At 63.4% G+C, this 25,881-nt stretch carries 24 protein-coding genes; 14 read left to right on the forward strand and 10 right to left on the reverse strand.

The window, feature by feature from the left end; genetic code table 11:
• The first annotated feature begins 6 nt into the window (after positions 1-6).
• Complete coding sequence (locus tag EV286_RS27970) at positions 7-789, forward strand: carnitinyl-CoA dehydratase (RefSeq protein WP_132960524.1); 783 nt, start codon at positions 7-9, stop codon at positions 787-789.
• Positions 790-817: 28 nt separating this feature from the next.
• On the opposite strand, the gene EV286_RS27975 is transcribed toward EV286_RS27970, so the two are convergent.
• Together EV286_RS27975 and EV286_RS27980 are read right to left on the reverse strand one after the other, a co-directional pair.
• Positions 818-1,222: an ACT domain-containing protein gene (locus EV286_RS27975; protein WP_132960525.1), complete on the reverse strand. Its 405-nt coding sequence runs from the start codon at positions 1,220-1,222 to the stop codon at positions 818-820.
• Positions 1,219-2,154 (reverse strand): alpha/beta hydrolase, encoded by a 936-nt coding sequence (locus EV286_RS27980; protein WP_245500857.1) that lies wholly within the window; start codon positions 2,152-2,154, stop codon positions 1,219-1,221. The genes EV286_RS27975 and EV286_RS27980 overlap by 4 nt, the downstream gene beginning before the upstream one ends.
• Before the next feature lie 170 nt (positions 2,155-2,324).
• On the opposite strand from EV286_RS27980, the gene EV286_RS27985 reads away from it, so the two are divergent.
• The 9 genes from EV286_RS27985 to cysG all read left to right on the forward strand — a co-directional run bounded on the left by EV286_RS27985 (position 2,325) and on the right by cysG (position 14,573).
• Positions 2,325-2,912, forward strand: a complete 588-nt coding sequence (locus tag EV286_RS27985) for an ANTAR domain-containing response regulator (protein ID WP_132960526.1) — start codon at positions 2,325-2,327, stop codon at positions 2,910-2,912.
• 40 nt (positions 2,913-2,952) lie between these two features.
• Complete coding sequence (locus EV286_RS27990) at positions 2,953-4,236, forward strand: CmpA/NrtA family ABC transporter substrate-binding protein (RefSeq protein ID WP_207909938.1); 1,284 nt, start codon at positions 2,953-2,955, stop codon at positions 4,234-4,236.
• A 367-nt stretch (positions 4,237-4,603) separates the two neighbouring features.
• Positions 4,604-5,902, forward strand: a complete 1,299-nt coding sequence (locus tag EV286_RS27995) for a CmpA/NrtA family ABC transporter substrate-binding protein (RefSeq protein ID WP_132960528.1) — start codon at positions 4,604-4,606, stop codon at positions 5,900-5,902.
• A 59-nt stretch (positions 5,903-5,961) separates the two neighbouring features.
• Positions 5,962-6,852, forward strand: coding sequence for a nitrate ABC transporter permease (gene ntrB, locus EV286_RS28000; protein ID WP_132960529.1), 891 nt, complete (start codon positions 5,962-5,964; stop codon positions 6,850-6,852).
• A gap of 11 nt (positions 6,853-6,863) precedes the next feature.
• Entirely contained in the window at positions 6,864-7,661 is a 798-nt protein-coding gene (locus EV286_RS28005) for an ABC transporter ATP-binding protein (protein WP_132960530.1), read from the forward strand.
• Positions 7,662-7,665: 4 nt separating this feature from the next.
• Positions 7,666-10,116 (forward strand): nitrite reductase large subunit NirB, encoded by a 2,451-nt coding sequence (nirB, locus tag EV286_RS28010; RefSeq protein WP_132960531.1) that lies wholly within the window; start codon positions 7,666-7,668, stop codon positions 10,114-10,116.
• A 4-nt stretch (positions 10,117-10,120) separates the two neighbouring features.
• On the forward strand, positions 10,121-10,459 hold the full coding sequence (gene nirD / locus EV286_RS28015; RefSeq protein WP_132960532.1) for a nitrite reductase small subunit NirD: 339 nt from the start codon (positions 10,121-10,123) through the stop codon (positions 10,457-10,459).
• A complete protein-coding gene (locus EV286_RS28020) occupies positions 10,460-13,114 on the forward strand; it encodes a nitrate reductase (RefSeq protein WP_132960533.1) in 2,655 nt (884 codons plus the stop codon).
• The gene (cysG, locus tag EV286_RS28025; protein ID WP_132960534.1) at positions 13,086-14,573 is read left to right on the forward strand and encodes a siroheme synthase CysG; all 1,488 of its coding nucleotides are present in this window, start codon (positions 13,086-13,088) and stop codon (positions 14,571-14,573) included. The genes EV286_RS28020 and cysG overlap by 29 nt, the downstream gene beginning before the upstream one ends.
• Before the next feature lie 15 nt (positions 14,574-14,588).
• Here the strand turns inward: cysG and EV286_RS28030 are convergent, their stop codons facing one another.
• From EV286_RS28030 to EV286_RS32155, 4 genes are all read right to left on the reverse strand, one after another.
• Entirely contained in the window at positions 14,589-15,017 is a 429-nt protein-coding gene (locus tag EV286_RS28030) for an OsmC family protein (RefSeq protein ID WP_132960535.1), read from the reverse strand.
• A gap of 70 nt (positions 15,018-15,087) precedes the next feature.
• Positions 15,088-16,446, reverse strand: coding sequence for an LLM class flavin-dependent oxidoreductase (locus EV286_RS28035; protein WP_132960536.1), 1,359 nt, complete (start codon positions 16,444-16,446; stop codon positions 15,088-15,090).
• A gap of 79 nt (positions 16,447-16,525) precedes the next feature.
• Positions 16,526-17,941: an FAD/NAD(P)-binding protein gene (locus EV286_RS28040; RefSeq protein ID WP_132960537.1), complete on the reverse strand. Its 1,416-nt coding sequence runs from the start codon at positions 17,939-17,941 to the stop codon at positions 16,526-16,528.
• Complete coding sequence (locus EV286_RS32155) at positions 17,938-18,219, reverse strand: hypothetical protein (protein WP_165932964.1); 282 nt, start codon at positions 18,217-18,219, stop codon at positions 17,938-17,940. Before EV286_RS32155 ends, EV286_RS28040 begins: the two co-directional genes overlap by 4 nt.
• Here EV286_RS32155 and EV286_RS28045 point away from each other — a divergent pair.
• Complete coding sequence (locus EV286_RS28045; protein ID WP_348633588.1) at positions 18,209-18,664, forward strand: flavin reductase family protein; 456 nt, start codon at positions 18,209-18,211, stop codon at positions 18,662-18,664. The two genes, EV286_RS32155 and EV286_RS28045, sit on opposite strands and share 11 nt — an antisense overlap.
• 87 nt (positions 18,665-18,751) lie before the next feature.
• The gene (locus EV286_RS28050) at positions 18,752-19,051 is read left to right on the forward strand and encodes an antibiotic biosynthesis monooxygenase (RefSeq protein WP_132960539.1); all 300 of its coding nucleotides are present in this window, start codon (positions 18,752-18,754) and stop codon (positions 19,049-19,051) included.
• A 13-nt stretch (positions 19,052-19,064) separates the two neighbouring features.
• Here EV286_RS28050 and ugpC read toward each other — a convergent pair whose 3' ends face one another.
• The 4 genes from ugpC to EV286_RS28070 all read right to left on the reverse strand — a co-directional run bounded on the left by ugpC (position 19,065) and on the right by EV286_RS28070 (position 23,329).
• A complete protein-coding gene (ugpC, locus tag EV286_RS28055; RefSeq protein WP_132960540.1) occupies positions 19,065-20,138 on the reverse strand; it encodes a sn-glycerol-3-phosphate ABC transporter ATP-binding protein UgpC in 1,074 nt (357 codons plus the stop codon).
• Positions 20,139-20,162: 24 nt separating this feature from the next.
• Positions 20,163-21,011, reverse strand: coding sequence for a carbohydrate ABC transporter permease (locus EV286_RS28060; protein WP_132960541.1), 849 nt, complete (start codon positions 21,009-21,011; stop codon positions 20,163-20,165).
• Positions 21,004-21,942: a sugar ABC transporter permease gene (locus EV286_RS28065; RefSeq protein ID WP_132960542.1), complete on the reverse strand. Its 939-nt coding sequence runs from the start codon at positions 21,940-21,942 to the stop codon at positions 21,004-21,006. The genes EV286_RS28060 and EV286_RS28065 overlap by 8 nt, the downstream gene beginning before the upstream one ends.
• A gap of 79 nt (positions 21,943-22,021) precedes the next feature.
• Positions 22,022-23,329, reverse strand: a complete 1,308-nt coding sequence (locus tag EV286_RS28070) for an ABC transporter substrate-binding protein (RefSeq protein ID WP_132960543.1) — start codon at positions 23,327-23,329, stop codon at positions 22,022-22,024.
• 212 nt (positions 23,330-23,541) lie between these two features.
• Between EV286_RS28070 and EV286_RS28075 the strand changes: the two genes are divergently transcribed.
• Positions 23,542-24,741 (forward strand): ROK family transcriptional regulator, encoded by a 1,200-nt coding sequence (locus EV286_RS28075; RefSeq protein WP_132960544.1) that lies wholly within the window; start codon positions 23,542-23,544, stop codon positions 24,739-24,741.
• Between the two features lie 35 nt (positions 24,742-24,776).
• Positions 24,777-25,877: a Gfo/Idh/MocA family oxidoreductase gene (locus tag EV286_RS28080; RefSeq protein WP_132960545.1), complete on the forward strand. Its 1,101-nt coding sequence runs from the start codon at positions 24,777-24,779 to the stop codon at positions 25,875-25,877.
• Positions 25,878-25,881: the final 4 nt, after the last annotated feature.

Consider the following 25,881-nt stretch of genomic DNA (forward strand, 5'->3'; position numbering starts at 1 on the left):
CAGGAGTTGAGCGGCCCCATCTGTACCAGACGCGTCGGCGGCATTTTCGAGGTCACCATCGACCGCCCCAAGGCAAATGCCATAGATCTCGAGACAAGCCGCCTCATGGGCGATATCTTCCGCGATTTCCGTGACGACCCCGATTTGCGCGTGGCGATCATCACAGGCGCAGGCGAAAAATTCTTCTCGGCAGGGTGGGACCTGAAAGCCGCCGCAGCGGGCGATGCTGTCGACGGCGACTATGGCATCGGCGGCTTTGGGGGCCTGCAGGAACTGCGTGACCTCAACAAGCCGGTGATTGCCGCCGTCAACGGCATCTGCTGCGGAGGCGGGCTCGAGATCGCACTCTCCGCCGATCTCATCCTCGCCGCCAACCACGCGACCTTCGCCCTGCCGGAAATCCGCTCGGGCACGGTTGCCGACGCCGCCTCGATCAAGCTGCCGAAACGCATCCCCTATCACATCGCCATGGACATGCTCCTGACCGGCCGCTGGCTCGATGCCGAAGAGGCAAGCCGCTGGGGCTTCGTCAACGAACTGCACCCGGCAGAACGGCTGATGCCCCGCGCCTGGGAGCTCGCGCATCTTCTGGAGAACGGTCCACCGCTCGTCTACGCCGCCATCAAGGAGATCGTGCGCGAGGCGGAGGCCATGAACTTCCAGACGGCGCTGAACAAGATCACCAAGCGGCAATTCGCGACCGTGGACGTGCTCTATTCGAGCGAGGACCAGCTCGAGGGCGCTCGTGCCTTCGCCGAGAAGCGCGACCCGGTCTGGAAGGGCAAATGAGCGCAGGCTGCGGGAGTACGACCTCCTCTCAGTGAGAGGCCGAAAGCGACCTCAACGCTGCCACGGCCCTTTCGGCATCCGCCGTGGGGACAAAGATGTGATCGTGATAGTAACCCGCAACGACGTTGGCGCTGATGCCCTCCTTCGTCAGCGCGGCAGATACCGCAGCCGTCAGCCCGACGGCCTCCAGTGAAGAATGCACGTTCAGCGTGATGCAGCGCATCGCAATCCCGGCGCCGAGGCCCGCATTGCCGGCTGCCTCTATCGGTAGGATGAGCGTCACCCCCTCGACCTCATGGAAGATACCGATTGGCTGGAGTTGCAGATATTGATCCAGGCTGCCCGCCGGCACCGTGCAATAGACGAATTCGCCCTCAACGAGGCTCGGCTCCATGCTGGCGAGCAGCACCGAAAGGTCGGTAATCCCGGTCATCGCGCTTCGCTGCCTGCCATCCGGCTCACTGCAGCGCAGAGCGCCCCAAAGCCTTCCCGGGCGCCGTCGCTCATGTGGCGGGCACGCAGCCATGCATGCACCATCTGGGGCTCCTCGCGGAACGAGACCTGGACACCGGCCTCGGCAAGGCGCGCGGCATAGGCCCTGCCATCATCGCGCAGCGGGTCGAAATGCGCGACACTGACGTAAGTCGGCGGCAGGTCGGAGAAGGACTTGGAAAGAAGCGGATGGGCGACCGGCTCGTCTGAGGGTGCCCGAAGGATCGCCTTGTAATAGCAGACGTCGGCGGTCGTCAGCCCCGGGGCATCGGCCATCTCCACGTAGGATCCGGAGACGAGATCGCCGCCGAGGACGGGGTAAACGAGCGCCTGCCCCGCAATGCCGTGCAGGCCTTCGTCGCGTACCCGCAATGCCAGTCCAGCGGCGAGATTACCCCCTGCGCTGTCGCCGATGAGCACGACCTTCTTCCCATCTCCCAGGAGCAGCTTCAGCACGGTGAAGCAATCATCGCTCTGGGCCGGCCAGACATGCTCGGGCGCCAGGCGATAATCGACTGATATCAACTGGGCGCCGGCATGGTCTGCAATCTCTGCGCAGATCGCGTGATGGCTTTGCAACGAACCGACTACATAGCCCCCACCATGCAGGTAGAGGAGCCGCGTTCCGGTGCGCAGTTCCTTCGGCTGATAGCGACGTGTCGGGATCGTGCCGATGGTTTCGTCGACCACCGCCATTCCTTCCGGCGGCGGGCGGTCGAACCGGGCGCAGAGCGCGTCATACCATTGCCGCTGCTGCTCGATCGATGCGCTCACAGCATCGGGCGGATAAAAGGATTCACAGACTGCGAGGAATTCCAGGATTCCGCCTTCGTCCGGCATAGGCCCTGCTGGGGTGTCAATCGCTGCGGACATGGCTCCCTCCTCGGCTTCATGCCGGTCGTCAATCCGCCGATTCACGAACCGCGGTCGACTCACCTTATATTCCGACAGTCCGGAAGAAAACGCCCAGCTAGGTCTTGCGGGCCGACACCTCGCGAATTGCTGCATTGCAAACCCTGCCATGCTGCTGCAAGAATGCGTCTATGCCGCACCGTGACCTGACCATTCTTGTCATCGATGAGAACGCGATCCGTGCCTCGATCATCGAGGAGGGTCTGCGCGAGGCCGGCCACGGCAACGTCACTGTTATCCACGAGGTCCATGGCGTCGCGCGCATCATCGACACACTGCGCCCCGACGTCATCGTCATCGATATCGAAAACCCGAACCGCGACATGATGGAGCATCTGTTCCAGCTGACGCGGACGGTCGGGCGGCCGATCGCCATGTTCGTCGACCGCTCCGATACGGCCTCGATCGAGGCCGCTGTAGAAGCGGGCGTCTCGGCCTATATCGTCGACGGACTGAAGAAGGAGCGGGTGAAGCCGATCCTCGACATGGCCGTCAGCCGCTTCAACGCTTTCAGCCGCCTTCAGCGCGAACTCGCCGACGCCAAGTCGGCGCTGGAGGAGAGAAAGGTGATCGAGCGCGCCAAAGGCATCTTGATGAAGTTGCGCGGCCTTTCCGAAGAGGAAGCCTTCGCGCTGCTTCGCCAGACCGCGATGAACGAGAAGAAGAAGATGTCCGACATCGCGCAGAGCGTCGTAACAGCAGCAGGGCTGCTGATGTGATGCGGGAACATGCGGCAACGACGATCCGGAGGAAACCGGAGTGGATATGACGATGAGCAGCAGCACCTCAGGAAGCAACCTCGCCTCCTCGTCCCGTCTTGCGGGAGAGGGATCGAAGGTACTGCGCGCCGGCTTCATTCCCCTTGTCGATGCCTCGGTGCTGATCGCCGCTGCAGAATTCGGCTTTGCCCGTAAGGAAGGATTGACGCTCGATCTCGTCAAGGACGTCTCCTGGGCCAATGTCCGCGACCGGCTCGCCTTCCGCCAGTTCGACATCGCTCACATGCTCTCGCCGATGCCGGTCGCCTCGATGCTCGGCCTCGGCTCCAACCCCTCGCCGACCATCACACCCTTCTCGCTCGGGCGTGGCGGCAATGCCATCACGCTCTCGACACGGCTTTATGCCCGGATGCAGGAGGAAGGCAAACTGGCCGAAACGGCGAGCGCAATGGAAAGTGCCCGCGCCCTTGCCAAAGTCGCGCGCAGCATGCGCCAGCACGGCGAGCCTTTGCTTACGCTCGGCATGACCTACCCCTTCTCGTCCCACAACTACGAATTCCGCTACTGGCTCGCTGCCGGCGGCATCGATCCGGACGGGGACGTCAAGCTCGTGGTCGTCCCTCCGCCCTTGACCTCGGACGCGCTCGCGGCAGGTGCGATAGACGGTTTCTGCGTCGGCGCGCCGTGGAACATGGTCGCCTCCGAGCGCGGCGTCGGCCGCATCGTCGCTACCAAGCAGGATATCTGGCCCTCCGCACCGGAGAAGGTGATCGGCATGCGGCCCGAATGGGCGGAAGCCAATGCGGAGACCGTCTCGCGCCTGATCGTCGCGCTCGATGCCGCCGCCCGCTGGTGCGATCGCCCGGACAACCATGATGCTCTCGCTGAGGTGCTTGCCGAGGCAAGGTATATTTCCGCGCCAGTCGAGATCATTCGTCGCGTCCTGGCGGGAGAGTTCAGCCTCGACGCCAAGGGTAACCGTCGCATCATCGACAACTACTTCACCTTCCATTCCGGCTTTGCGAACTATCCGCGGCCGAGCCAGGCGCTCTGGATCTACAGCCAGATGATCCGCTGGGGGCAGAGCACTTTCTCCCCGGCGTCCATGCAGGCCGCCGCATCTGCGTTTCGTCCCGACCTCTACCGCGCTGCGCTTGGCGCCGATGCCGCGCCCTCGGATGATGACGTCCGCATCGAAGGTGCGGCCGATGGCGACCATTTCATGGACGGCCACGTCTTCGTTCCGTCGCAGATGCAGGGCTATGTCGAGGGTTTCGAGGTCAGAACCCGCGAGCGGACATCCTCCCCAGGCGACGATTTCTAGCCTCGTTGCAGGCAGGCCGCTGCTCAGATTTCACGCATCGCAATTTGCTGCGCCGCAAGCAAAAGCACAAAATATCACCACACAGGCCAATTGCCCTGAATATGTGCACCCTCACATTTCATCTGTTTTTCCGATAAATTTCAATTACCTAAATAAACGAATGCAATCTGGCACGCCGCTTGCGTGGCTATTTGCGCTGCGGTCAACGGCGACCGGGGCGAAGCCGAACGCGCGATAAGCGTTCGCAAGAGACATCGACGTCGCAAGGTTTTTGCTGTCCGGGATTCCTCCTTATCCCGCAGACGCAAATCCCGAGCGGCGTTTTTTTATGTCCAGAATTTCGAGCACCAGCAGAGGGAACCTGCGCATGAACAAGATTTCGACGAGCGGCATCACCCGTCGCGGCATGCTGAAGACGACCGCCACAGCCGCTCTGATCGGTGCCATCCGCACCGCATTCCCCTCCGGCGCCTTCGCTGCCTCGGCCGGTCCCGAAGTCACCGGTGCCAAGCTCGGTTTCATCGCCCTGACGGATGCCGCGCCGCTTGTCGTCGCGAAGGAGAAGGGCCTCTTCGAAAAGCATGGCCTGCCGGAGGTCGAAGTGCTGAAGCAGGCCTCCTGGGGTGCAACGCGCGACAACCTGGTCCTCGGCGGCGCATCGAACGGCATTGACGGCGCCCATATCCTCTCGCCCCTGCCCTATCTGATGGAGACGGGCAAGGTCACCCAGAACAACCAGCCGGTGCCGATGGCAATCCTCGCCCGCCTGAACTACGACAGCCAGGGCATCTCGGTCGCCAAGGAATACGCCGACACCGGCGTCGAGCTCGATTCCTCCAAGCTTAAGGCCGCCTTCGAGAAGAAGAAGGCGGACGGCAAGGAGGTGAAGGCCGCCATGACCTTCCCGGGCGGCACCCATGATCTCTGGATCCGCTACTGGCTCGCCGCCGGCGGCATCGACCCTGACAAGGACGTTTCGACCATCGTCGTGCCACCGCCGCAGATGGTCGCGAACATGAAGGTCGGCAACATGGACGTCTTCTGTGTCGGCGAACCCTGGAACGAGCAGCTCGTCAACCAAGGCATCGGCTTCACTGCGGCGACAACAGGCGAGCTCTGGAAGGGCCATCCCGAAAAGGCGCTCGGCATGCGGGCCGACTGGATCGAGAAGAACCCGAACGCCGCCAAGGCGCTCCTGATGGCCGTGATGGAAGCCCAGCAATGGTGCGAGAGCATGGACAACAAGGAGGAGATGTCGGCCATTCTCGGCAAGCGTCAGTGGTTCAACGTGCCGCCGAAGGACGTGCTCGGCCGCCTGAAGGGCGACATCAACTACGGCAACGGCCGAGAGGCAAAGGGCACCGACCTCTACATGAAGTTCTGGGCCGGAGGTGTCTCCTACCCCTTCAAGAGCCACGACACCTGGTTCATCGCCGAGAACATCCGTTGGGGCAAGTTCGCGCCCGATACCGACATCAAGTCGCTGGTCGACAAGGTCAACCGCGAGGATATCTGGCGCGAGGCCGCCAAGGAACTCGGCGTTGCAGCGGCCGATATCCCGGCATCGTCCTCCCGCGGCAAGGAGACCTTCTTCGACGGCAAGGTCTTCGATCCGGAAAATCCTTCCGCCTATCTCGATAGCCTCGCGATCAAGGCCGCATCCTGATCCCCACCTCCGGCGCGCGTCAGGCGTGCCGGCTTTTTATTCAACACGAGGAGCGCCTCATGTCCGCCCTGGCCAAGAATAAAACCCTACCGGCGAAGATTGCGCCGAAAGCCGCAAACGTCGTCCGCCTTGCAAGACAGCCGGCGCGCCGGATCGATGTCCACAACCTTGCCATGTCCGCTGCACGCAACGTCGTTCCGCCGCTGGTGGTCCTCGCGATCCTTCTTGCAGTCTGGCAGGTGCTCTGTTCGTCGCCCACGGCCTCCCTGCCCTCGCCGCATCAGGTCTGGCAGGAGAGTTATGATCTGATCGCCTATCCCTTCTTCAACTATGGCTCGCAGGATATCGGCCTCGGCTGGCGCGTGCTGGTGTCGCTGCAGCGCGTCGCCTACGGCTTCGGTCTTGCCGCAGTCGCGGGCATCGTGATCGGCGCGGTCATCGGCCAATCGGTCTGGGCCATGCGCGGCCTCGACCCGATCTTCCAGGTGTTGCGCACAGTGCCGCCGCTCGCCTGGCTGCCGCTGTCGCTTGCCGCCTTCCAGGACTCGAATCCCTCGGCGATCTTCGTGATCTTCATCACCTCGGTCTGGCCGGTCATCATCAACACCGCCGTCGGCGTCCGGAATATCCCGCAGGACTACCGCAACGTCGCCCAGGTGCTGCGTCTCAACCAGATCGAATTCTTCTTCAAGATCATGCTGCCCTCGGCAGCCCCTTACATCTTCACCGGTCTTCGCATCGGCGTCGGCCTCTCCTGGCTCGCGATCGTTGCCGCCGAGATGCTGACGGGCGGCGTCGGCATCGGCTTCTTCATCTGGGATGCGTGGAACTCGTCGCGCCTGCCCGACATCATCGTGGCCCTTGCCTATATCGGCGTCGTCGGTTTCGCCCTCGACAAGCTGGTGGCGGCCATCGGCAAGCTCGTCACCCGCGGCGCTTCGGCCAATTGAGGGGATCCATCATGACCGCCTATCTGAAACTCGACCATATCGACAAATACTTCGACCGGGCAGGAACGCGCGCCGAGGTGCTGAAAGGCATCAGCCTGACGATCGACAAGGGCGAATTCGTCTCGATCATCGGCCATTCCGGCTGCGGCAAGTCCACCCTGCTGAACCTGATCGCCGGCCTGACGCCGGTCTCGGCTGGAGCCGTCCTGCTGGAAAACCGGGAGGTCAACGCACCAGGCCCCGAACGCGCCGTCGTTTTCCAGAACCACAGCCTGCTGCCGTGGCTGACAGTCTATGAAAACGTCAATCTCGCCGTATCCAAGGTCTTCAGCGGCTCCAAGACGAAGTCCGAACGCCACGATTGGGTCATGACTAATCTCGATCTCGTCCAGATGGCGCACGCCAAGGACAAGCGCCCTGCCGAAATCTCCGGCGGCATGAAGCAGCGCGTCGGCATCGCCCGTGCGCTGTCGATGGAGCCGAAGATCCTGCTGCTCGACGAACCTTTTGGCGCGCTCGACGCCCTCACCCGCGCCCACCTGCAGGATGCCGTGATGGAGATCCACGCCCGCCTCGGCAACACGATGGTGATGATCACCCACGATGTCGACGAGGCCGTGCTGCTCTCCGATCGCATCGTGATGATGACCAACGGCCCGGCCGCGAAGATCGGCGAGGTCCTCGATGTGCCGATCGCAAGGCCGCGCAATCGCATCGAGCTCGCCTCCGACCGCACCTACCTCAAATGCCGCGAGGCCGTGTTGAAGTTCCTCTACGAACGCCACCGCTTCGTCGAAGCCGCGGAGTAAGACCATGACCGAAAAACTCGTCATCATCGGCAATGGCATGGCGCCGGGGCGCATGCTGGAACACCTCTTCGAGAAGGCGCCCGGCCAGTACCAGGTCACGATCTTCAACGCTGAGCCGCGCGTCAACTACGACCGCATCATGCTTTCGCCGGTTCTGTCAGGCGAAAAGACCTACGAGCAGATCGTCATCCACGGCGACGGCTGGTACATCGATAACGGCATCACGCTCTACAAGGGCCACAAGATCGTCGCGATCGACCGGCACGCGAAGACCGTGACATCGGATCACGGCGTCACCGAAAGCTACGACAAGCTCGTGATCGCCACCGGCTCCGTGCCCTTCATCATTCCGGTTCCCGGCAAGGACCTGCCCGGCGTCATCACCTACCGCGACCTTGACGACGTCCAGGCCATGCTGCTGGCCGCCCAGTCGCGCGAAAAGGCGATTGTCATCGGCGGCGGCCTGCTCGGCCTCGAAGCCGCGGCCGGCCTTGCCCAACGTGGCATGGACGTGACCGTGCTGCATGTCATGCCGACGCTGATGGAGCGACAGCTCGATCCGGCTGCCGGCTATCTGCTGCAGAAGGCGGTCGAAGAGCGTGGCATCAAGGTCATCACCAAGGCCAATACCAAGGCGATCGTCGGCAATGGCAAGGTCGAGGGCATCGAGCTCGATGATGGCCGCATGATCCCGGCGACGCTTGTCGTCATGGCCGTCGGCATCCGCCCCAATGTCGGACTCGCCAAGGAAGCCGGCATCGCCGTCAACCGCGGCATCGTCGTCGATGCGGGCATGCAGACCTCGGACGGCAGCATCATGGCTCTCGGCGAATGCGCCGAAGTAGGCGGACAGGTCTATGGCCTTGTAGCGCCGCTCTATGAAATGGCCCGCGTTGCCGCCTCGCATCTCTCCGGCGAGGCATCCGCCGCCTTCGTCCATTCGGACACGCCGACCAAGCTGAAGGTCACGGGCATCGAGCTCTACTCGCTCGGCGATTTCGCCGATGGCGACGACCGCGAGGAGATCGTGCTTCGCGATGCGACAGCCGGCGTCTACAAGCGCCTCGTGCTCAAGGACAACCGGATCATCGGCACCGTGCTCTACGGCGAGACGGCCGATGGCGCCTGGTTCAACGATCTCAAGAAGAAGGCGACCGATATCTCACAGATGCGCGAGACGCTGATCTTCGGACAGGCCTACCAGGGAGGGTCTCCGCTGGACCCTATGGCGGCCGTTGCAGCCTTGCCGGATGATGCGGAAATCTGCGGCTGCAACGGCGTCTGCAAGGGCAAGATCACCTCGACGATTTCGGGCAAGGGCCTGACGTCGCTGGACGACGTGCGCGCCCACACCAAGGCATCCGCCTCCTGCGGCTCCTGCACCGGCCTCGTCGAACAGCTGATGGCGCTGACGCTCGGCGATACCTATAACCCCAAGGCCGTGCAGCCGATGTGCAACTGCAGCGAGCTCGGCCATGACGACGTGCGCCGCCTGATCAAGGCCAAAGGTCTGAAGACCATCCCCGCGGTCATGCAGGAACTCGAGTGGAAGACCTCCTGCGGCTGCGCCAAATGTCGCCCGGCACTGAACTATTACCTCGTCTGCGACTGGCCGGACGAATATGCCGACGACTACCAGTCGCGCTTCATCAACGAGCGTGTCCACGCCAACATCCAGAAGGACGGCACCTATTCGGTCGTGCCGCGCATGTGGGGCGGCGTCACCAACTCCAGCGAACTGCGCGCCATCGCCGATGTCGTCGACAAGTTCGAAATCCCTATGGTGAAGGTGACGGGCGGACAGCGCATCGACCTCCTCGGCATCGAGAAGGAAGACCTGCCGGCCGTCTGGGCCGATCTCGGCAAGGCGGGCTTCGTCTCCGGCCAGGCCTATGCCAAGGGCCTGCGTACCGTAAAGACCTGCGTCGGCTCCGACTGGTGCCGCTTCGGCACACAGGATTCGACCGGCCTCGGCATCCGCATCGAAAAGTTCATGTGGGGTTCCTGGACGCCGGCGAAGCTGAAGATGGCGGTGTCGGGTTGTCCGCGAAACTGCGCCGAAGCCACCTGCAAGGACATCGGCGTCATATGTGTGGACTCAGGCTTCGAGATCCATTTCGCGGGTGCCGCGGGCCTCGATATCAAGGGCACTGAAGTGCTCGGCCTCGTGAAGACCGAAGACGAGGCGCTCGAGCATATCGTGGCGCTGACCCAGATGTATCGCGAACAGGGGCGCTATCTCGAGCGCATCTACAAATGGGCCAAACGCATCGGCCTCGACGAAATCCGCCGGCAGATCATGGAGGATACGGAAAAGCGCCAAGCCTACTACGAGCGTTTCGTCTTCTCCCAGAAATTCGCCCAGGTCGATCCCTGGTCGGAGCGCGTCTCCGGCAAAGACAAGCATGAGTTCAAGCCGATGGCGACCGTCGGTTACCCGCAGGCCGCTGAGTAAGGAGATGGATATGAACTGGCATCCGATCGGCAACATCTCTGATATCCCGCTGCGCGGCGCACGCTGCGTGAAGACGCCCCAGGGCAAGATCGCCGTCTTCCGCACGGCCGAAAACGAAGTCTTCGCCATCGAGGATCACTGCCCGCACAAGGGCGGCCCGCTCAGCCAGGGTATCGTCCACGCCAAGGCCGTCACCTGCCCGCTGCACAACTGGGTGATCTCGCTCGAAACCGGAAAGGCGCTCGGCGCCGATGAGGGCGAGGTGCGCACCATCCCGCTGAAGAACGAGGACGGCGCGTTGTTCATCGCGTTGGAAAGCCTGATGTTGGCGGCAGCGGAATAGATGGGGAGCGAGGTCAAGACAACCTGCCCCTATTGCGGCGTCGGCTGCGGCATCATCGCCAAGGTAGCTGACGATGGAGCTGTCAGCGTCAGGGGAGACCCGGAGCATCCGGCCAATTTCGGCCGGCTCTGTTCAAAGGGTTCTGCGCTCGCCGAAACCATCGATCTGGACGGCCGGCTGATCCACCCGGAAATCGGCGGCCGGCGCGCCGGCTGGGACGAAGCGCTCGATCTCGTGGCGCGGAAATTTTCGGAGACAATCGCAGAGCACGGTCCGGATTCGGTCGCCTTCTATGTTTCAGGACAGCTCCTGACCGAGGACTACTATGTCGCCAACAAGCTGATGAAGGGCTTCATCGGCTCGGCCAATATCGACACCAATTCGCGGCTCTGCATGTCATCCTCCGTCGCCGGCCATCGCCGCGCCTTCGGCTCCGACACGGTGCCCGGTACCTACGAGGATATCGAGCTTGCCGATCTCGTCATCCTCACCGGGTCGAACCTCGCCTGGTGCCATCCGGTGATCTACCAGCGTCTTGCGGCCGCAAAGGCAGCAAGGCCGGATATGAAGATCGTCGTCATCGATCCGCGCCGGACGATGACATGCGATATCGCCGACCTGCATCTGGCGATCCGTCCGGATGGAGACGTCGCCCTGTTCATGGGTCTTCTGGCCCATCTCGCAACCAGTAACGCTATCGAACAGAACTTCGTTGCCCGGCACACGAACGGCTTCGCCGAGGCCTTCCTTGCAGCGTCCTCGCTCAGTGCCGGCGACCTCCTCGAGCAGACAGGCGTTCCGGTCGCGCAACTGCGGGAGTTCTACCGCCTGTTCGAGACCACGGAAAAGGTCGTGACCTGCTACAGCCAGGGCGTCAACCAGTCCTCCTCCGGTACCGACAAGGTCAACGCCATCATCAACTGCCACCTGGCAACCGGGCGCCTCGGCCGCCCCGGCATGGGGCCTTTCTCGCTGACCGGCCAGCCGAACGCCATGGGCGGCCGTGAGGTCGGCGGGCTTGCCAACATGCTCGCCGCCCATATGGCGATCGAAAATCCTGAAGATCGCAACCGCGTGCAGCGCTTCTGGGCCTCACCCGGGATCACGCCGAAGCCGGGGCTGAAGGCGGTGGACATGTTCCGCGCCGTTGCCGACGGGCGCATCAAGGCGCTCTGGATCATGGCCACCAATCCCGTCGTCTCTATGCCCGATGCGAATGCTGTCGAGGCGGCGATTGCCGCCTGTCCCTTCGTCGTCGTCTCCGATGTTCTCAAGGAAACCGACACGGCCCGCCACGCCCATGTTCTCCTCCCCTCGCTCGGCTGGGGCGAGAAGGACGGCACGGTCACCAATTCCGAGCGGCGCATCTCCCGCCAGCGCCCGTTTCTTGGCCCACCCGGCGAAGCGAGGGCCGATTGGTGGCAGCTTGCCCAGGTCGCACGGCGAATGGGCTTTACCGGCTTCGACTACCGCAACGCGGCAGACATCTTCGCCGAACACGCCGCGCTTTCGGCCTTCGAGAACAGCGGCAGCCGCGATTTTGACATCGGCGCACACGCTGAGGTCGACGGCGACGCCTACGACGCGATGAAACCTTTCCAATGGCCGCAGCCGGCAGGCACCGGGCCTCGCCTGACCCGCTTCTTTGCTGAAGGCCGTTTCTATCACGCTGATCGCAGGGCGCGCTTCATCCCCGTCCAGGCCGCCGCCACGGATCGCACCAGCTCCGCCTACCCATTCACGCTGAACACCGGCCGTATCCGCGACCACTGGCACACCATGACCCGGACCGGAAAGAGCGCCCGCCTCTCCGGCCATATCGCCGAACCCTTTGCCGAAATCCACCCGCGCGACGCCATGGAGCTTGGCATTCGAGGCGCAAGCCTCGTGGAACTCGAAAGTCCGCATGGCACCGCTGTCGTGCGGGCGCTTGTCACCGAGCGGCAGATGCCGGGCAACATCTTCGTGCCGATGCACTGGAACGACCAGTTCGCGGCGCAGGCCCGCATCGACGCACTCGTCGCGCCCGTTACCGATCCATTCTCGGGCCAGCCCGCTTCCAAGAATGTCGCGGTCGCCGCCCGCAGACTTGAAGTTTCGCTTTATGGCTTTGCCGTCTCGTCTCAAAAACCCGTCGCAACAGATTCTACTTATTGGGCTCTTGCCCGCGCCGAAGGCGGCTGGCGGGTCGAGCTGGCCTTCAAGGAACCAGTCGAAGATTGGACGGACTGGTGCCGCGAAACCTTCTCAATCCCGCCGACGATCGAGCCCTTAGGCTATGCCGATCACCAGTCCGGCGACCTGCGGCTTGCCTTCTTCGACGGCGAAAAATTGCTCGCAGTACTTTTTCTCGCACGCGAGCCGGTGGCCGTTGCCCGCAACTGGGCAATCGGCCAACTCACCGCCGAACATTCCGACCTGCGCAAGCGCTTCGCGATCGTTGCCGGCAGGCCAGGTGCCGACAAGCCGGATCCGGGCGCCACCGTCTGCTCCTGCTACGGCGTCGGTTCAAACCAGATCCTTGCCGCCGTGCGCAATGGCTGCCGCAGCGTCGAAGCCGTCGGCAGGGAAACCAGTGCCGGCACCAATTGCGGCTCCTGCCGTGCCGAGATCAGGGGGATCATCGATGGATGTCTTGCTGCAGCCGCGGAATGAAGCGCCCGCCCGCATGGCGCCGCTCGCCAAGCTTCCCGTCTTCTGGGCGCTCGAAGGCAAGCGCGTGGTTGTCGTCGGCGGCTCGGATGCCTCCGCCTGGAAAGCCGAGCTCCTGGCCGCCTGCGGCGCCGAGGTGCACGTCTATGCGGAAGAGCTCTCCGATACCTTCGAAAAGCGCATCATGCGGGGCGCCGAGCATCCGCAAGGCAGGTTCACTCATCATCCTGAGAACTGGAGCCCTGCCCTCCTTTGCGGCGCCACACTGGCCATCGCGGATTGCGAGGAAGAGGAGGAGGCAAAAGCCTTCTTCGATGCGGCGCGGGCGGCAGGCGTACCGGTCAACGTCATCGACAAGCCCGCCTTCTGCCAGTTCCAGTTCGGTTCGATCGTCAATCGCTCGCCCGTGGTTGTCTCGATCTCGACGGACGGCGCCGCCCCGATCCTTGCCCAGGCGATCCGCAGGCGCATCGAGACCCTGTTGCCGCAATCGCTGAAGGCCTGGGCGGAGCTTGCCCAGTCTCTGCGGGAGAAGATCAACGCACGTCTTGCCCCCGGCCCGCTGCGGCGCGCCTTCTGGGAGCGTTTCGTCGATCATGCCTTTGCCGCTTCCCATACGCCGGAGGAGGGCGCCGGCGGGTCGCTTCTGGATGAAGCCGAAAGGCTCCTGGAAGCGCCCGCCAACTCTTCTGGACATGGCCGCGTCACCCTGGTCGGCGCCGGCCCCGGCGATGCGGAATTCCTGACACTGAAGGCGGTCCGCGCGCTTCAGGCGGCAGATGTGATCCTCTTCGACGATCTTGTATCGGATGAAGTGCTGGAGCTCGCCCGTCGTGAGGCAAAGCGCATGCTCGTCGGCAAGCGTGGCGGGCGCGAAAGCTGCCGGCAGGAAGACATCAACGATATGATGGTCACCTTCGCGCGAGCGGGAAAACGCGTCGTCCGGCTGAAATCCGGCGACCCGATGATCTTCGGCCGTGCAGGGGAAGAAATCGCCAGGCTGGAGCAGGAAGGCATACCCGTCGATGTCGTGCCCGGCATCACGACCGCAAGCGCCATGGCAGCGCGCCTCGGCGTCTCCCTCACCCATCGGGACCATTCCCAGTCCGTCCGCTTCGTCACCGGCCATTCGCGGCACGGCACCCTGCCCGCGGATATCGACTGGCCGGCACTCGCAGACAGGCGGACGACGACAATCTTCTACATGGGCGGCCGGACGGCACCGGCGATCGCCCGTCGGCTGATCGCGGAGGGCATGCCGGAAACCACTCCGGTCGCTATCTGCGCCAATGTCAGCCGGGAGAACGAGCGGCGCTGGTTCGGCACGCTTGCCCGGCTGCAGGAAGGCATCGCCGAGATTGGCTACCACGACCCTGTCATCATCGGCATCGGCGCGGTCTTCAGCAGAAAAGAAGCCGTCATGCAGGACGCGCCGCAAATGCCACGGAAGCGGTCGGCGTGATCGGCCGCTTCCGCCTCAGCCCGATATCGTCGTAACGAATTCGGGATTGCCGCGGATCGTGTTGCTGACCGTGCAGATTTCGTCCTCGGCCGCCCTGACGATCGCCTCGCGGGTTTCTTCGTCGAGATCGCCCTTGACCGTGAAGGCGATGTTGAACTTGACCACGCGGGAGAGCCCCTCGGCCGCCTTTTCGCCGGTCACCTGGGCCGTCACCTCGGTCAGCCTGTCGAGCACGCCCATCTGGCTTGCCGCCATGCGCGCGCTCAGCACCAGACATGCCGACAGTGAGCAGTAAAGCAGGTCGAGCGGATTGAAGCCCGGCTGAGAGGCGCCGGTAACGATGTCGATCTCGCCCCCTGTCGCGGACGTCACATGCGGAAAGCCCGTGCGCCCCAAGACCGCCGTCGCTCCCACGGGGCGCAACTTCACCTTCAACTCCACCATCTCGAACCTCGCAATCCTGTTGTCCGAAGGACATTTTCATTCACATAGGCATTTCCCGCCCCGTGCGCAATCACGCGCGGAAGGCAGCCGCCGGATGCGTCGCGGGCAACCGGCCATCCCTCCCGCCGAAGAGTTTCCGGCGCAGCGGCCCCTCCTCATATTCCGTTTTGAACAGCCCCCGCTCCTGCAGCACCGGAATGACGAGATCGACGAAGTCCCGAAGGCTCTCGGGTGCTACCGTCCGGGCCAGGTTGAAGCCGTCGACGCCTCCCTTTTCCACCCACTCCTGCATATGGTCGGCAACCTGCTCGGGCGAGCCGACAACCGGTTTCATCCGGCTTCCGAGCACCATCTGGTCGATGATCTCGCGTGGGGTGACCGGCTTTGCCGCCTGCTTGGTGATCGCCGCGAGCGCAGACTGGTTGGCGTTGGTGGAGGTCTGCAGGATCGGTTCATCGAGCCCATACCTGGAGAGATCGATGCCTATCGAGCTGGAGTAGTGCGCAAGCGATGCCTCGACGCTGGCATGGCGGCGATACTCCTCCAGCTTGTCGCGGGCTTCCTTCTCCGTGCGGCCGACGACAACCGTCATGAGGTTCAGGATTCGAAGGGCATCCGCACCGCGGCCGAATTCCGCCGCCCTTGCACGCAGACCCCCGACGATCGGCTGCGCCGCCTGAGGCGCAGCACTTGCAATGAAGACGCATTCGGCATGCCGTGCGGCAAAGTCCTGCCCGCGCGCCGAGGCTCCGGCCTGGAAAAGCAGAGGCGTGCGCTGCGGGGAAGGCTCGCTGAGATGGATGCCCTCCATGCGGTAGTGCCGCCCTCCGTGGCGCACCGCGCGCACCTTCGAAGGATCGGCGAATATCCCACGCTCTTTGTCTTTCAGGACAGCGTCGTCGTCCCAGCTGCCCTCCCAGAGCTTGTAGAGGATCTCCATGTATTCCTCGGCGGCATCGTAGCGCGCATCGTGCTCAGGCAAGCGTTCAAAGCCCATGGAGCGCGCCGCGCTGTCAAGATAGCCGGTGACAATGTTCCAGCCGATCCGCCCTCTCGTCAGATGGTCGAGCGTCGACATCCGCCGTGCGAGCAGGAAGGGCGGTTCGTAGGTCGTGTTCACCGTCACGCCGAAGCCGAGGTGCTTCGTCACATAGGCCATGGCCGAGATCGGGATGACGGGGTCGTTGACCGGTATCTGCGCTGCGGTCTCGATCGTCGTTGCCGGACTGCCCTTGTAGACGTCGTAAACCCCGACGATGTCAGCCAGGAATATGCCGTCGAGCATGCCGCGTTCGGCGGTGCGCGCAAGATCGGTCCAATAGTCGAGGTCGGTATAGCGGAGCGAAGCGTCGCGCGGGTGCGTCCACATGCCGTGGTTGATATGGCCGACGCAATTCATGTCGAACGCATAGATCTGCATCTTGGTCATCAAATATCCTTCGACTGCTTCAATCTGGCGAGCAGCCCCACCCGCTCGATCGCGTCATTCAATTGCTAGAACCATTCCGTCAAGCCTTGGTCGTGGCCCCGCGAACATGGGCAAGAACCTGTTCGGCCACGAAGACCGCATGTTCGGTTACCTGGGGCAGCCCCATCAGCTCGCCGAACGTGCCCCTCGCCAGCGGCCCGGAGATAAAGAGCGATGGCGAAACCTGCCCCGCGGCGCCGAGCGCGCGTGACTCGCGATCGCAGGAAAAGCCGAGGCCGGCCGCATCGAGCGCCAGATAGCCCTCGTCGGCAAGCCTCGCGATCCATTTCTGGCTGACCAATATGCCACGATGGCCCGGCCCGGTGGTGATGACCACCGCGTCATAGAGCCGTTCCAATAGCCCGCCCCTGCCCCGTGTCCGCAGAATGCACCTGATCCGCTCTCCTTCAATGGAGGTATCCACCACGGAGGCGGCCAGCAGCTCCAGGCGGCCCTCGGCGAGCGCCTCGTCTAGGACCTCCTCGACCTGTGGCGCGACGCGAAAACGGTGTACGTCCCAATAGGGCCGCAGATGCCGGACGATGCGGCGCCGCTCCGCGAGCGGCAAGCCGGCCCAGATATCCTGGCCTTGTCCCCGCACCTGGTCGATGACCGGGTGCCACGTCAATCCCGCTGCCTCCGCCTCACGGATGGCGCGCCTCACCCTTCCCAGAAGCTTCACCGCGCTTTTCGCGGGCGGATCGAGAAAGTCGCTATAAGGCTCCTGCGGAAACGGAGCATGGCCCCGCGAACGCAGGCCACGGCGGGAAATCGCCGTTATCCTCCCCTTATGTCCGCGCGCCGTGAGCGAGGCGATCACATCGGCCGAAGTCAGCCCGTTGCCGACGACGAGAACGCTGTCGTCCGCGCGAACCCTGTCCAGCGCCTTCAGCGTCGTCGGGTCGGCCACGAAGCGCGGATGATCCCTAAGCACGGAGGCAAGCGGTTCCGGCGCGGTGGGCGGCGGATGGCTCGTCGCGATCACCACGATATCGGCCTCCAGAACCGCGCCGCTGTCCGAGGCGAGGCGCCAGCGCCCGCCATGCCGGCTGACATCCGTCACTATTGATCTGACATGGCGAATACGCCCGCTTCTCACGAGCGGCTGCAGCTTGGAATCGACGTATTCGCCGAAGACACGCCGGCGCGGGAAAAGCTGGCCATCCGGCCTGCGCGCTTTCGGATCGTCGTCGATCGCGTGATGATCGGCAATCCACCGTTCGAACTGTTCGGGTTCGGCAGGAACCAGGCTCATGCGCGCGGCCGGCACGTTTATGCGATGCGCAAGATCGGCCGTGTCGTAGGCGAGGCCCGCCCCTAGCTTTTCTCTAGGCTCGAAGACGATGATCTGCCCGATGCAAGGATCGGCCGCCCGTGCCAGATTGAAGGCAACACCGGCCCCGGAGACCCCGCCGCCGATGATCGCAATAACGGGTCTGCCGTCTCTGTCACTCATGCCTGCATTCCTGATGCTGATGAAATATCAGCAATTTCCTGATCAATCTTCGGCAAATCCGCCCGCGCATCATTATAGTCTACAATTTTTATTGACAATAGCGATGCAGCCCCCCACTTTTGCGCGACACGCCGAACGAACTCCGGGCCGTGCCGCCCATGAGACATCACGGAGCCGCCAATGTCGATTGCCAGAGCCGTCACCGGCTTTGAAAAAGTGACTGATGATGCCGCTTTCGCCGCCAGTGCCGCCGAGGTGAAGGCTGCTATGCGGAACATGGCCGGAGGCATTTCGGTGATCACCGCCGGCGAAGGCGACGAGCGTACGGGCGCGACCGTAACGTCGGCGACTGCGCTCTCGATGGACCCGCCGACGATGATCGTCAACATCAACCGCAATTCCTCGTCCTGGCCGATCATCAGCCGCTACCGGCACTTCTGCGTCAACATACTCTCCGCCGAGCAGCATCTCGTGGCCCGCCGTTTCTCCGGCGCGGATGGGCTCAAGGGACCGCATCGCTACCAGGGCGCTTCGTGGACCACGCTTGCGAGCGGCGCGCCTGCCCTCAAGGATGCGCTTGCGGTCATCGATTGCGAGGTCGAGGAGCTCATCGAGCGATACAGCCATGGCATCATCCTCGGCCGTGTCGTGTCTGTCGTGACGGGCGGCGGCGAGCCGCTCACCTACGCGAACGGCAAATACGGCACGTTCACTGAGCTTTGATGTCAGGCGACGGTCTGCGGCGGCGTCGCAGTCTTTAACGCCTTCAGCACGGCCCTATCTGGTTTCTCCACAAGAGGAGAAACTGTCATGACCAAGCTTGCGCTCTATGTGGAACTGAAGGCCAAGCCCGGCAAGGAAGCCGAAGTCGCGGAATTTCTCGCGGGCGCCCGCAGCCTCGTAAAGCAGGAGGCGGAAACGGTGGCCTGGTTCGCAGTCCGCTTCGACAGCCGCACCTTCGCGATCTTCGACGCCTTCGACACCGACGGCGGGCGTCAGGCGCACCTGAACGGCAAGGTCGCGGCCGCCCTGATGGCGCGCGCCGCCGAACTGTTCGAGACGCCGCCCGAGATCAAGAAGCCCGAGGTGCTTGCGGACGTCCTGCCCTGAGCGATGTCGCTCTTTAGAGAGCGAGACCTGTGCCACGGTCGAAGACATGGACCTGGTCGATGCTGACGCTCGCCTCGAAGCGGGCGCCGTATCGCGCCGGAAATTCGCCGTCGACGACGGCCGTCACCGGCTGTCCGGCAAGGTCAAAGACGACATGCGTCTGCGCACCCGTCGGCTCCACCAGCAGGGTCTGCCCTGCAAGCGCGGTGCCGCCGTTGCCCGCCGGATTGAAGTGCTCCGGCCTGAGACCGACGGTGATCGCCTGCCCCGGCCGCACCTTGCGATCAGGCGCGATGCGGATCGCCGTGCCGTCGCTGAGGCGTGCGGCCGGCTGGCCCTGTTCTCCGTCGATGATGCCCTCGAGCAGGTTCATGGCGGGCGATCCGATGAAAGCGGCGACGAAGAGATTGGCTGGCTTCTTGTAGAGCTCGATCGGCGTGCCCTCCTGTTCGACCTTGCCCTGGTTCAGGACGACGATGCGGTCGGCGAGCGTCATCGCCTCGATCTGGTCGTGCGTGACATAGATCGACGTCGTTCCCACCTTCTGGTGCAGCGTCTTGATCTCGGAGCGCATCTGCACGCGCAGCTTTGCGTCGAGATTGGAAAGCGGCTCGTCGAAGAGGAAAACGGCTGGGTTCCGCACGACGGCCCGCCCCATGGCGACGCGCTGGCGCTGGCCGCCGGAAAGCTGCGACGGCTTGCGATCGAGAAGTGCCGTCAGGTCGAGCATGCGGGCCGCTTCCGCCACACGCGCGGCGATCGCCGGTTTGGTCTCGCCGGCGAGCTTCAGGTTGAAGCCCATGTTCTCCGCGACGGTCATGTGCGGATAGAGCGCATAGGACTGGAACACCATCGCGATGTTGCGCTCGCGCGGCGTCATGCCGTTGACGACGATCCCGCCGATCGCGATTTCGCCCTCGGTAATCTCTTCCAGGCCGGCGATCATCCGCAGCAAGGTCGATTTCCCGCAGCCGGAAGGACCGACCAACGCGATGAACTCGCCGTCCGGAACGGAAAGGGACACCCCGTGGATGACGCCATGCGCCCCGTAGGACTTGCGGATGTTTCTGAGTTCGACGGATGCCATGATTGCAACTCCGATATTGCGGCGTCAGGACTTCACCGCACCGGCCGTCAGGCCCGCGATGATGTGTTTCTGCGCCAGGAAGAAAACGATGACGGTGGGCAGGATGGTGAGCGTGATGAACGCGAGCACCAGCTGCCACTCGGTTCCGAATTCGCCGCGATAGACCATGATGCCGAGCGGCCAGGGATACTTCGATTCCGAGTTCAGCATGATCAGCGGCAGGATGTAACTGTTCCAACTACCGACGAAGGAGATGATGCTGACGGTCGCCACGATCGGCCGCGAAAGCGGCAGGGATATGTGCCAGAAGAAGCGCATGTAGCCGCAGCCGTCGACGAAGGCGGCCTGGAACAACTCCTCCGGCAGGTTGCGGAAATAGTTGCGGAAGAGAAGGATGCTCATGCCGAGGCCGAAGGCGACCTGAGGCAGCACGACGCCCCAATAGGTGTCGAGCAGGCCGAGATCGCGGATACGGATAAAGAGCGGCAGGATCGCCGTTGCCGCCGGGAACATCAGCCCCAGCAGGAAGTAGTTCAGCAGGAAGGACGAGCCGAAAAACCTCACATGCGCAAAGGTGAAGGCCGCCATCGAGGAGACGATGAGCGTCAGGAACACCGTCAGCACCGCGATGATCAGCGAATTGGCGATCTGCAGCCAATAGCGCTCGCCGAACAGGATGTCGGTGTAGTTCGACCACTGCCATACGGAAGGCAGGCCGAACGGATTGGTCCTGAGATCGCCGAGCGTCTTGAACCCGCCGAGCGCGGTGGTGATGAGCGGCACGAGGACGATCGCGGCGATGAGCCCGAGCGACACGTAGAGATAGACCCGTGTCTGCACGTTCATGCGGATGGAGGAGGTCGTGTCAGTCATTGCGCATGAATATCCTTTTGTAGCCGAAGGCGAGCGTCACGCAGATGACGAACAGCACCACGCCGACGGCGCTGCCGAGACCGACCTGCATGCGCATCACGCCGTAGGTGTAGAGGAAGGTCACCATCGTCTGGGTCGAGTTCGACGGCCCTCCCCCGGTGAGCGGCATGATCATGTCGAAGAGCTGCAGCGAGCCGATGACCGCGAAGAAGATGGAAAGCCTGAGCGTGGAGCCGAGCAAGGGAAGCGTCACGTAGCGAAACTTCTGCCAGCCGGTGGCGCCGTCGATCTCGGCGGCCTCGAGCACGCTCTTGTCGACGGCCTGGAGGCCCGCGATGAAGAGCATCATGTGGAAGCCGAAATACTTCCACACAATGACGCCGAGAACGGCGTAGATCGCGACGTCCTTGTCCGCCAGCACGTAAGGATTGGCGAAGCCGAAGAAGTTCGAGATCGCCGCGAAGAGGCCGTAGTCGCCGTCATAGACGAAGCGCCAGATGAGGCCGGCCGCAACGTCGGCGAGCACATAGGGCAGGAAGAAGATCAGCCGGAAGGCGACGACGCCGGGAATGCGGTGTGCAAGCATCGTCGAGAGCCAGATCGCCAGCGGGACCTGTATGCCGATCGAGATCAGGATGATGAGGCCGTTATTGACCAGCGCCTGCGTGAAGGCACCGTTGCGGAACAGGACCTCGAAGTTGCGAAAGCCGATGAATTCGGTCGGCGTGCCGTAGCCGTTCCACTTGTAAAGGCTGTACCAGGCTGCCTCGCCCATCGGCAGAATGACGAAGAGCGTGAAGAGGACGAGCGCGGGCGGAAGGAAGAGCAGCAGCACGGCACCGCGATCGTGCGCGATCGAGCTCCGCTTCCGGGCGGATCGTGCGCTTGGGCGCGTCGTGCCGAGCGAAGTGGGTACGGAGATATTCGTCATCTAGTCCTGACCTTTGGATTCAGGGCGGTAAGCCCCGGCGAGGTCGAGCCGTTGCGCCGGGGCCGCGGATGCGATGCGACTATTGCTCCAGCTCGAAGGCATCCTGGATCTGCTGGGCGCCATCCTGCGAGGTCATCTGCCCCGAGACGATCTCCACGGCGACGTCATTGACGACGCGACCGACGGCTGCCCCGAGATCCTGGTCGAAATAGTTCTGGTGCCAGGTCGAGGCTGCAAGCTGCTTGGCGGATTCGGCAAGCAGCGGGTTCGTCACGCCGTCGGAGGCGCCGACCGCGACCGGAAGGATCATTCCGGCCTTTGCCATCTCGCGCTCGTTGTCCGCATTGGTTAGGAAGGCGAGGAAATCGATCGCTTCCTTGGAGGCGTTCTTGGTCACGGCCCAACCGTTGAGGCCGCCGAGCGTATCGGTCGCCTTGCCCGCGCCGCCCTCGACGACCGGGAACGCGAAGCGGCCGATATTCGCCGGATCGAGCCCCTTGCCGTCGCCGGCGTTCTTGCGCTGGTTGGCTTCCGTATTCTCGAAACCGAGGATCATGGCAGCCTTGCCGTCGCCGAAGACGCCGAGCGCCTGTGGCCAGGTCGTGGCGAGATAACCGGGCTGGAACGGCTCCAGCTTGCCGAGTTCGATAAGGTCGTCACCGGCCTTGATGATGGTGGGGTCGAGGAAGCCCTCTCCCTTGCCGTTCTTGGCCGCATCGAACACCTTCTGGCCGCCCTCGCGCATCACGAGATAGCTCCAGTAGAAGTGGATCGGCCACTTCTCACCGCCGCCGCCGGCGATTGGCACGATCCCTGCTGCCTTGAGCTTGCCGACCGCATCGAGCAAATTCGGCCATGTCTTGATGTCTTCAGCCTTTACGCCGGCCTTGGCGAAGAGGTCCTTGTTGTAGAAGAAGCTGACGAGGCTCACCTTGTAGGGCATGGCCCAGACCTTGCCGTCGAAGGTAAGGCCGGTCACCGCAGCCGGGTTGTAGGCATTGCGCAGCTTGCCGCTATCGGCGTCGAGCGCTTCTGTGACGTCCTGCAGCGCGCCGGTTTCCGACTGCTGCTTCAGGACGCCGCCACCCCAGCTGTAGAAGAAGTCGGGCACGTCGTTCGACTGCAGAAGCGTCGGAAGCTTGGCCTTGAAGGCTTCGTTTTCGAGAAATTGAAGCTGGACGTCCACGTCCGGATGCTGGGCCTCGTATTTCTTGGCGATGTCCTCCCAGACAGCCACGAACTTCGGGTCGAGCTCCAGATGCATCCACTTCACCACGGTGGTCGCCGAAGCGGCACCTGCACCCGTCAACATGGAAAGTCCTGCCGCCGCGGCAAATACGGCAGCGCGCTTGCCACGAAGGGCCGAGCCCTTGTGCACATCAGTCATGACTATCTCCTCCCAGGGGCAATTTCCTCACCAATTTTTCCCCTATGCGGATTAATTCAACGAAGCTTCCGCCGAATGTCAACCTCATTCGATATATTTTTCGCCAAGTTCCTTGACATGGCCGTCGAACATCTTGTTATTTAATTCGCATCCCGTCAAAAATATTCCGATCCTAGCCCTGGATACGATAGGCGACCGTCGGCTGGAACCTCATGAAGACCGCAGATCCTGAACTGATGCGAGCGATCAATCGCTTCAACGTGCTGGACACCATCCGGCGGCATGGCCCCATTGCCAGGGTGGAAATCAGCGAGCGGACGGAGCTTTCGACGACGACCGTCTCGGCGATCACGGCCTCCCTGCTTGACGATGGCCTGATCCTGCCGCGCCATGAAGGCGACCTGCGCAACGAGGCCTCCAGAGGGCGCCCGCGCGTCATGCTGGAGATCAATCCGGATGCTGCCCGGGTCGTCGGTGCCAAGATCGCGGCAAGCCGCATGGTCTTCGTCGTCACGAATTTCCGCGGCGACATGCTTTCGAAGCTCACCCTGCCCATCCGCGTCGACCGCCAGCCGATTGCCGTCATCGCCGATCTCATCGAGGATGGTGTGCGCCGCTGCGTCGTCGATGCCGGCCTGTCGCTCGAGGACGTGGATTCGGTCTGCCTCGGCCTTCCCGGCGTCATCGAGCACCGCACCGGCCGCGTAAGAAGCAGCCCGATCTTCCGCGAGCAGAATGTTGATTTCGCTAGAGAAATGTCTGATCGCCTCGGCGTGCGCGCCATCGTCGAAAGCGATGCCGAGGCCGTCACCCTCGCCCATCACTGGTTCGGCAAGGCGCGAGACCTGCAGGACATGGTGCTGATTTCGCTGGAGCAGACCATCGGTCTCGGCGTGCTGCACGGCAATCAACTCTTTCGCGGTGCTGGCGGGCTCAGCCACAATCTCGGCGATCTCGTGTTGGGCGTTACGCCGCAGGGCATGGTGCGACTGTCGAGCCTCGCAGGCGAAAGCGCCATCCTGGCCAACCAGCCGCCCGATGGACGCTTCGCGGAGGCGATAAGGCTCGGCCGCGGCATGGCCCACGCACAGGCGCTCATCGAGGCCGAGGACAACACGCTCCTGAGCGCAGCAACACGCGCTGGCGAGGCGGTCGGCCTTGCCCTTGCCAATATCGTGACCCTCTTCGCGCCGCCGCGCGTCATCATTGTCGGCTCCAGCCTGGCGCTCGGGGAACCCTTCCTCAACAGCCTGCGCGATGCCTATGAAGCGGCCATCCCGCCATCGATCAAGGGCGTCGCCGAGCTCGTCTTCGACCAGTCGACCGACGAGATCTGGGCCCAGGGTGCCGCTGCCGTCGCCTTATGGGAGCTCTACGAGTCGCCGTGGAGCACGACGGGCCCCGCGCTTTAGCAACAAACGGCACAAAATCCATTTGGGAGGAATGAATGGACAAAGTTGGCATTGGCATAATCGGCTGCGGCAACATCTCGGGCGCCTATCTCACCGCGATGGCGTCCTTCCCGGTTCTCGATATCCGCGGCGTTGCCGACCTCAACAGTGATCTCGCCAGGGCGAAGGCCTCCGAGTTCAACGTCCCCTTCGCGACCGTCGAGCAGCTTCTGGCCGATCCAAAGGTCGAGATCATCGTCAACCTCACGATCCCCAAGGCCCACGTGGCCGTCGGCCTGCAGGCGCTCGAGGCCGGCAAGCACGCCTATTCGGAAAAGCCGCTCGGCATCAACTTCACCGAGGGCAAGAAGCTCGCGGAGGCCGCAAAGGGGAAGGGGCTAAGGATCGGCGCAGCACCTGACACCTTCCTTGGCGGCGGCCACCAGACGGCGCGAGCACTCATCGACACGGGCGCCATCGGCCAGCCGGTCGGCGGCACCGCGACCTTCATGTGCCCCGGCCATGAGCGCTGGCATCCTAATCCGGCCTTCTACTACGAGGTCGGCGGTGGTCCGATGCTCGACATGGGCCCCTATTACATCACCGACCTCGTGAACCTGCTGGGCCCGGTCGCGCAGGTCGCGGGCTTTGCCGTCACCCCCCGCAAGGAGCGCGTCATCACCAGCGAGCCGCGCAACGGCGAACGCATCCCCGTCCACGTGCCGACCCATGTCGCCGGCGTCATGGCCTTCGCGAATGGCGCCGTCGTTCAGATCGGCATGAGCTTCGACGTCGCCGGGCACAAGCATGTGCCGATCGAGGTTTACGGGACAGAAGGCACGCTTGTTGTGCCCGACCCGAACCGTTTCGGCGGGCCGGTGGAATATCTGAAGAAGGGCGGCCAGTTCGAGGAGCGCGAGGTGACCGCGCCCTATGCCGACGGCAACTACCGGTCGCTCGGGGTGGCCGACCTCGCCCACGCGATCCGTTCCAACCGGCCGCATCGGGCGAACGGCAGCCTGGCGCTGCACGTCCTCGAGGTGATGGAGGCGTTCCAGACGGCCTCGGATACCGGCAGGACGGTGACAATCACCACCGCGACGGAGCGCCCTGCCCCGCTCTCGGAATCCATCGTCGACGGACGATTGGCCAGATAAAGCA

Source organism: Rhizobium sp. BK251, assembly GCF_004345245.1.
Taxonomy (GTDB): Bacteria; Pseudomonadota; Alphaproteobacteria; order Rhizobiales; family Rhizobiaceae; genus Rhizobium.

Coding starts and splice junctions, on each gene's coding strand:
- EV286_RS28050 (WP_132960539.1), top strand. CDS start 18,752: ATGACCAAGCTTGCGCTCTATGTGGAACTGAAGGCCAAGCCCGGCAAG.
- EV286_RS28060 (WP_132960541.1), bottom strand. CDS start 21,011: ATGACTGACACGACCTCCTCCATCCGCATGAACGTGCAGACACGGGTC.
- EV286_RS28045 (WP_348633588.1), top strand. CDS start 18,209: ATGCGGAACATGGCCGGAGGCATTTCGGTGATCACCGCCGGCGAAGGC.
- EV286_RS27995 (WP_132960528.1), top strand. CDS start 4,604: ATGAACAAGATTTCGACGAGCGGCATCACCCGTCGCGGCATGCTGAAG.
- EV286_RS28070 (WP_132960543.1), bottom strand. CDS start 23,329: ATGACTGATGTGCACAAGGGCTCGGCCCTTCGTGGCAAGCGCGCTGCC.
- EV286_RS28075 (WP_132960544.1), top strand. CDS start 23,542: ATGAAGACCGCAGATCCTGAACTGATGCGAGCGATCAATCGCTTCAAC.
- EV286_RS28080 (WP_132960545.1), top strand. CDS start 24,777: ATGGACAAAGTTGGCATTGGCATAATCGGCTGCGGCAACATCTCGGGC.
- EV286_RS28065 (WP_132960542.1), bottom strand. CDS start 21,942: ATGACGAATATCTCCGTACCCACTTCGCTCGGCACGACGCGCCCAAGC.
- nirB (WP_132960531.1), top strand. CDS start 7,666: ATGACCGAAAAACTCGTCATCATCGGCAATGGCATGGCGCCGGGGCGC.
- EV286_RS27975 (WP_132960525.1), bottom strand. CDS start 1,222: ATGACCGGGATTACCGACCTTTCGGTGCTGCTCGCCAGCATGGAGCCG.
- EV286_RS28005 (WP_132960530.1), top strand. CDS start 6,864: ATGACCGCCTATCTGAAACTCGACCATATCGACAAATACTTCGACCGG.
- EV286_RS28040 (WP_132960537.1), bottom strand. CDS start 17,941: ATGAGTGACAGAGACGGCAGACCCGTTATTGCGATCATCGGCGGCGGG.
- cysG (WP_132960534.1), top strand. CDS start 13,086: ATGGATGTCTTGCTGCAGCCGCGGAATGAAGCGCCCGCCCGCATGGCG.
- EV286_RS28030 (WP_132960535.1), bottom strand. CDS start 15,017: ATGGTGGAGTTGAAGGTGAAGTTGCGCCCCGTGGGAGCGACGGCGGTC.
- EV286_RS28020 (WP_132960533.1), top strand. CDS start 10,460: ATGGGGAGCGAGGTCAAGACAACCTGCCCCTATTGCGGCGTCGGCTGC.
- nirD (WP_132960532.1), top strand. CDS start 10,121: ATGGATATGAACTGGCATCCGATCGGCAACATCTCTGATATCCCGCTG.
- EV286_RS27980 (WP_245500857.1), bottom strand. CDS start 2,154: ATGTCCGCAGCGATTGACACCCCAGCAGGGCCTATGCCGGACGAAGGC.
- EV286_RS32155 (WP_165932964.1), bottom strand. CDS start 18,219: ATGTTCCGCATAGCAGCCTTCACCTCGGCGGCACTGGCGGCGAAAGCG.
- EV286_RS28035 (WP_132960536.1), bottom strand. CDS start 16,446: ATGACCAAGATGCAGATCTATGCGTTCGACATGAATTGCGTCGGCCAT.
- ntrB (WP_132960529.1), top strand. CDS start 5,962: ATGTCCGCCCTGGCCAAGAATAAAACCCTACCGGCGAAGATTGCGCCG.
- EV286_RS27985 (WP_132960526.1), top strand. CDS start 2,325: ATGCCGCACCGTGACCTGACCATTCTTGTCATCGATGAGAACGCGATC.
- ugpC (WP_132960540.1), bottom strand. CDS start 20,138: ATGGCATCCGTCGAACTCAGAAACATCCGCAAGTCCTACGGGGCGCAT.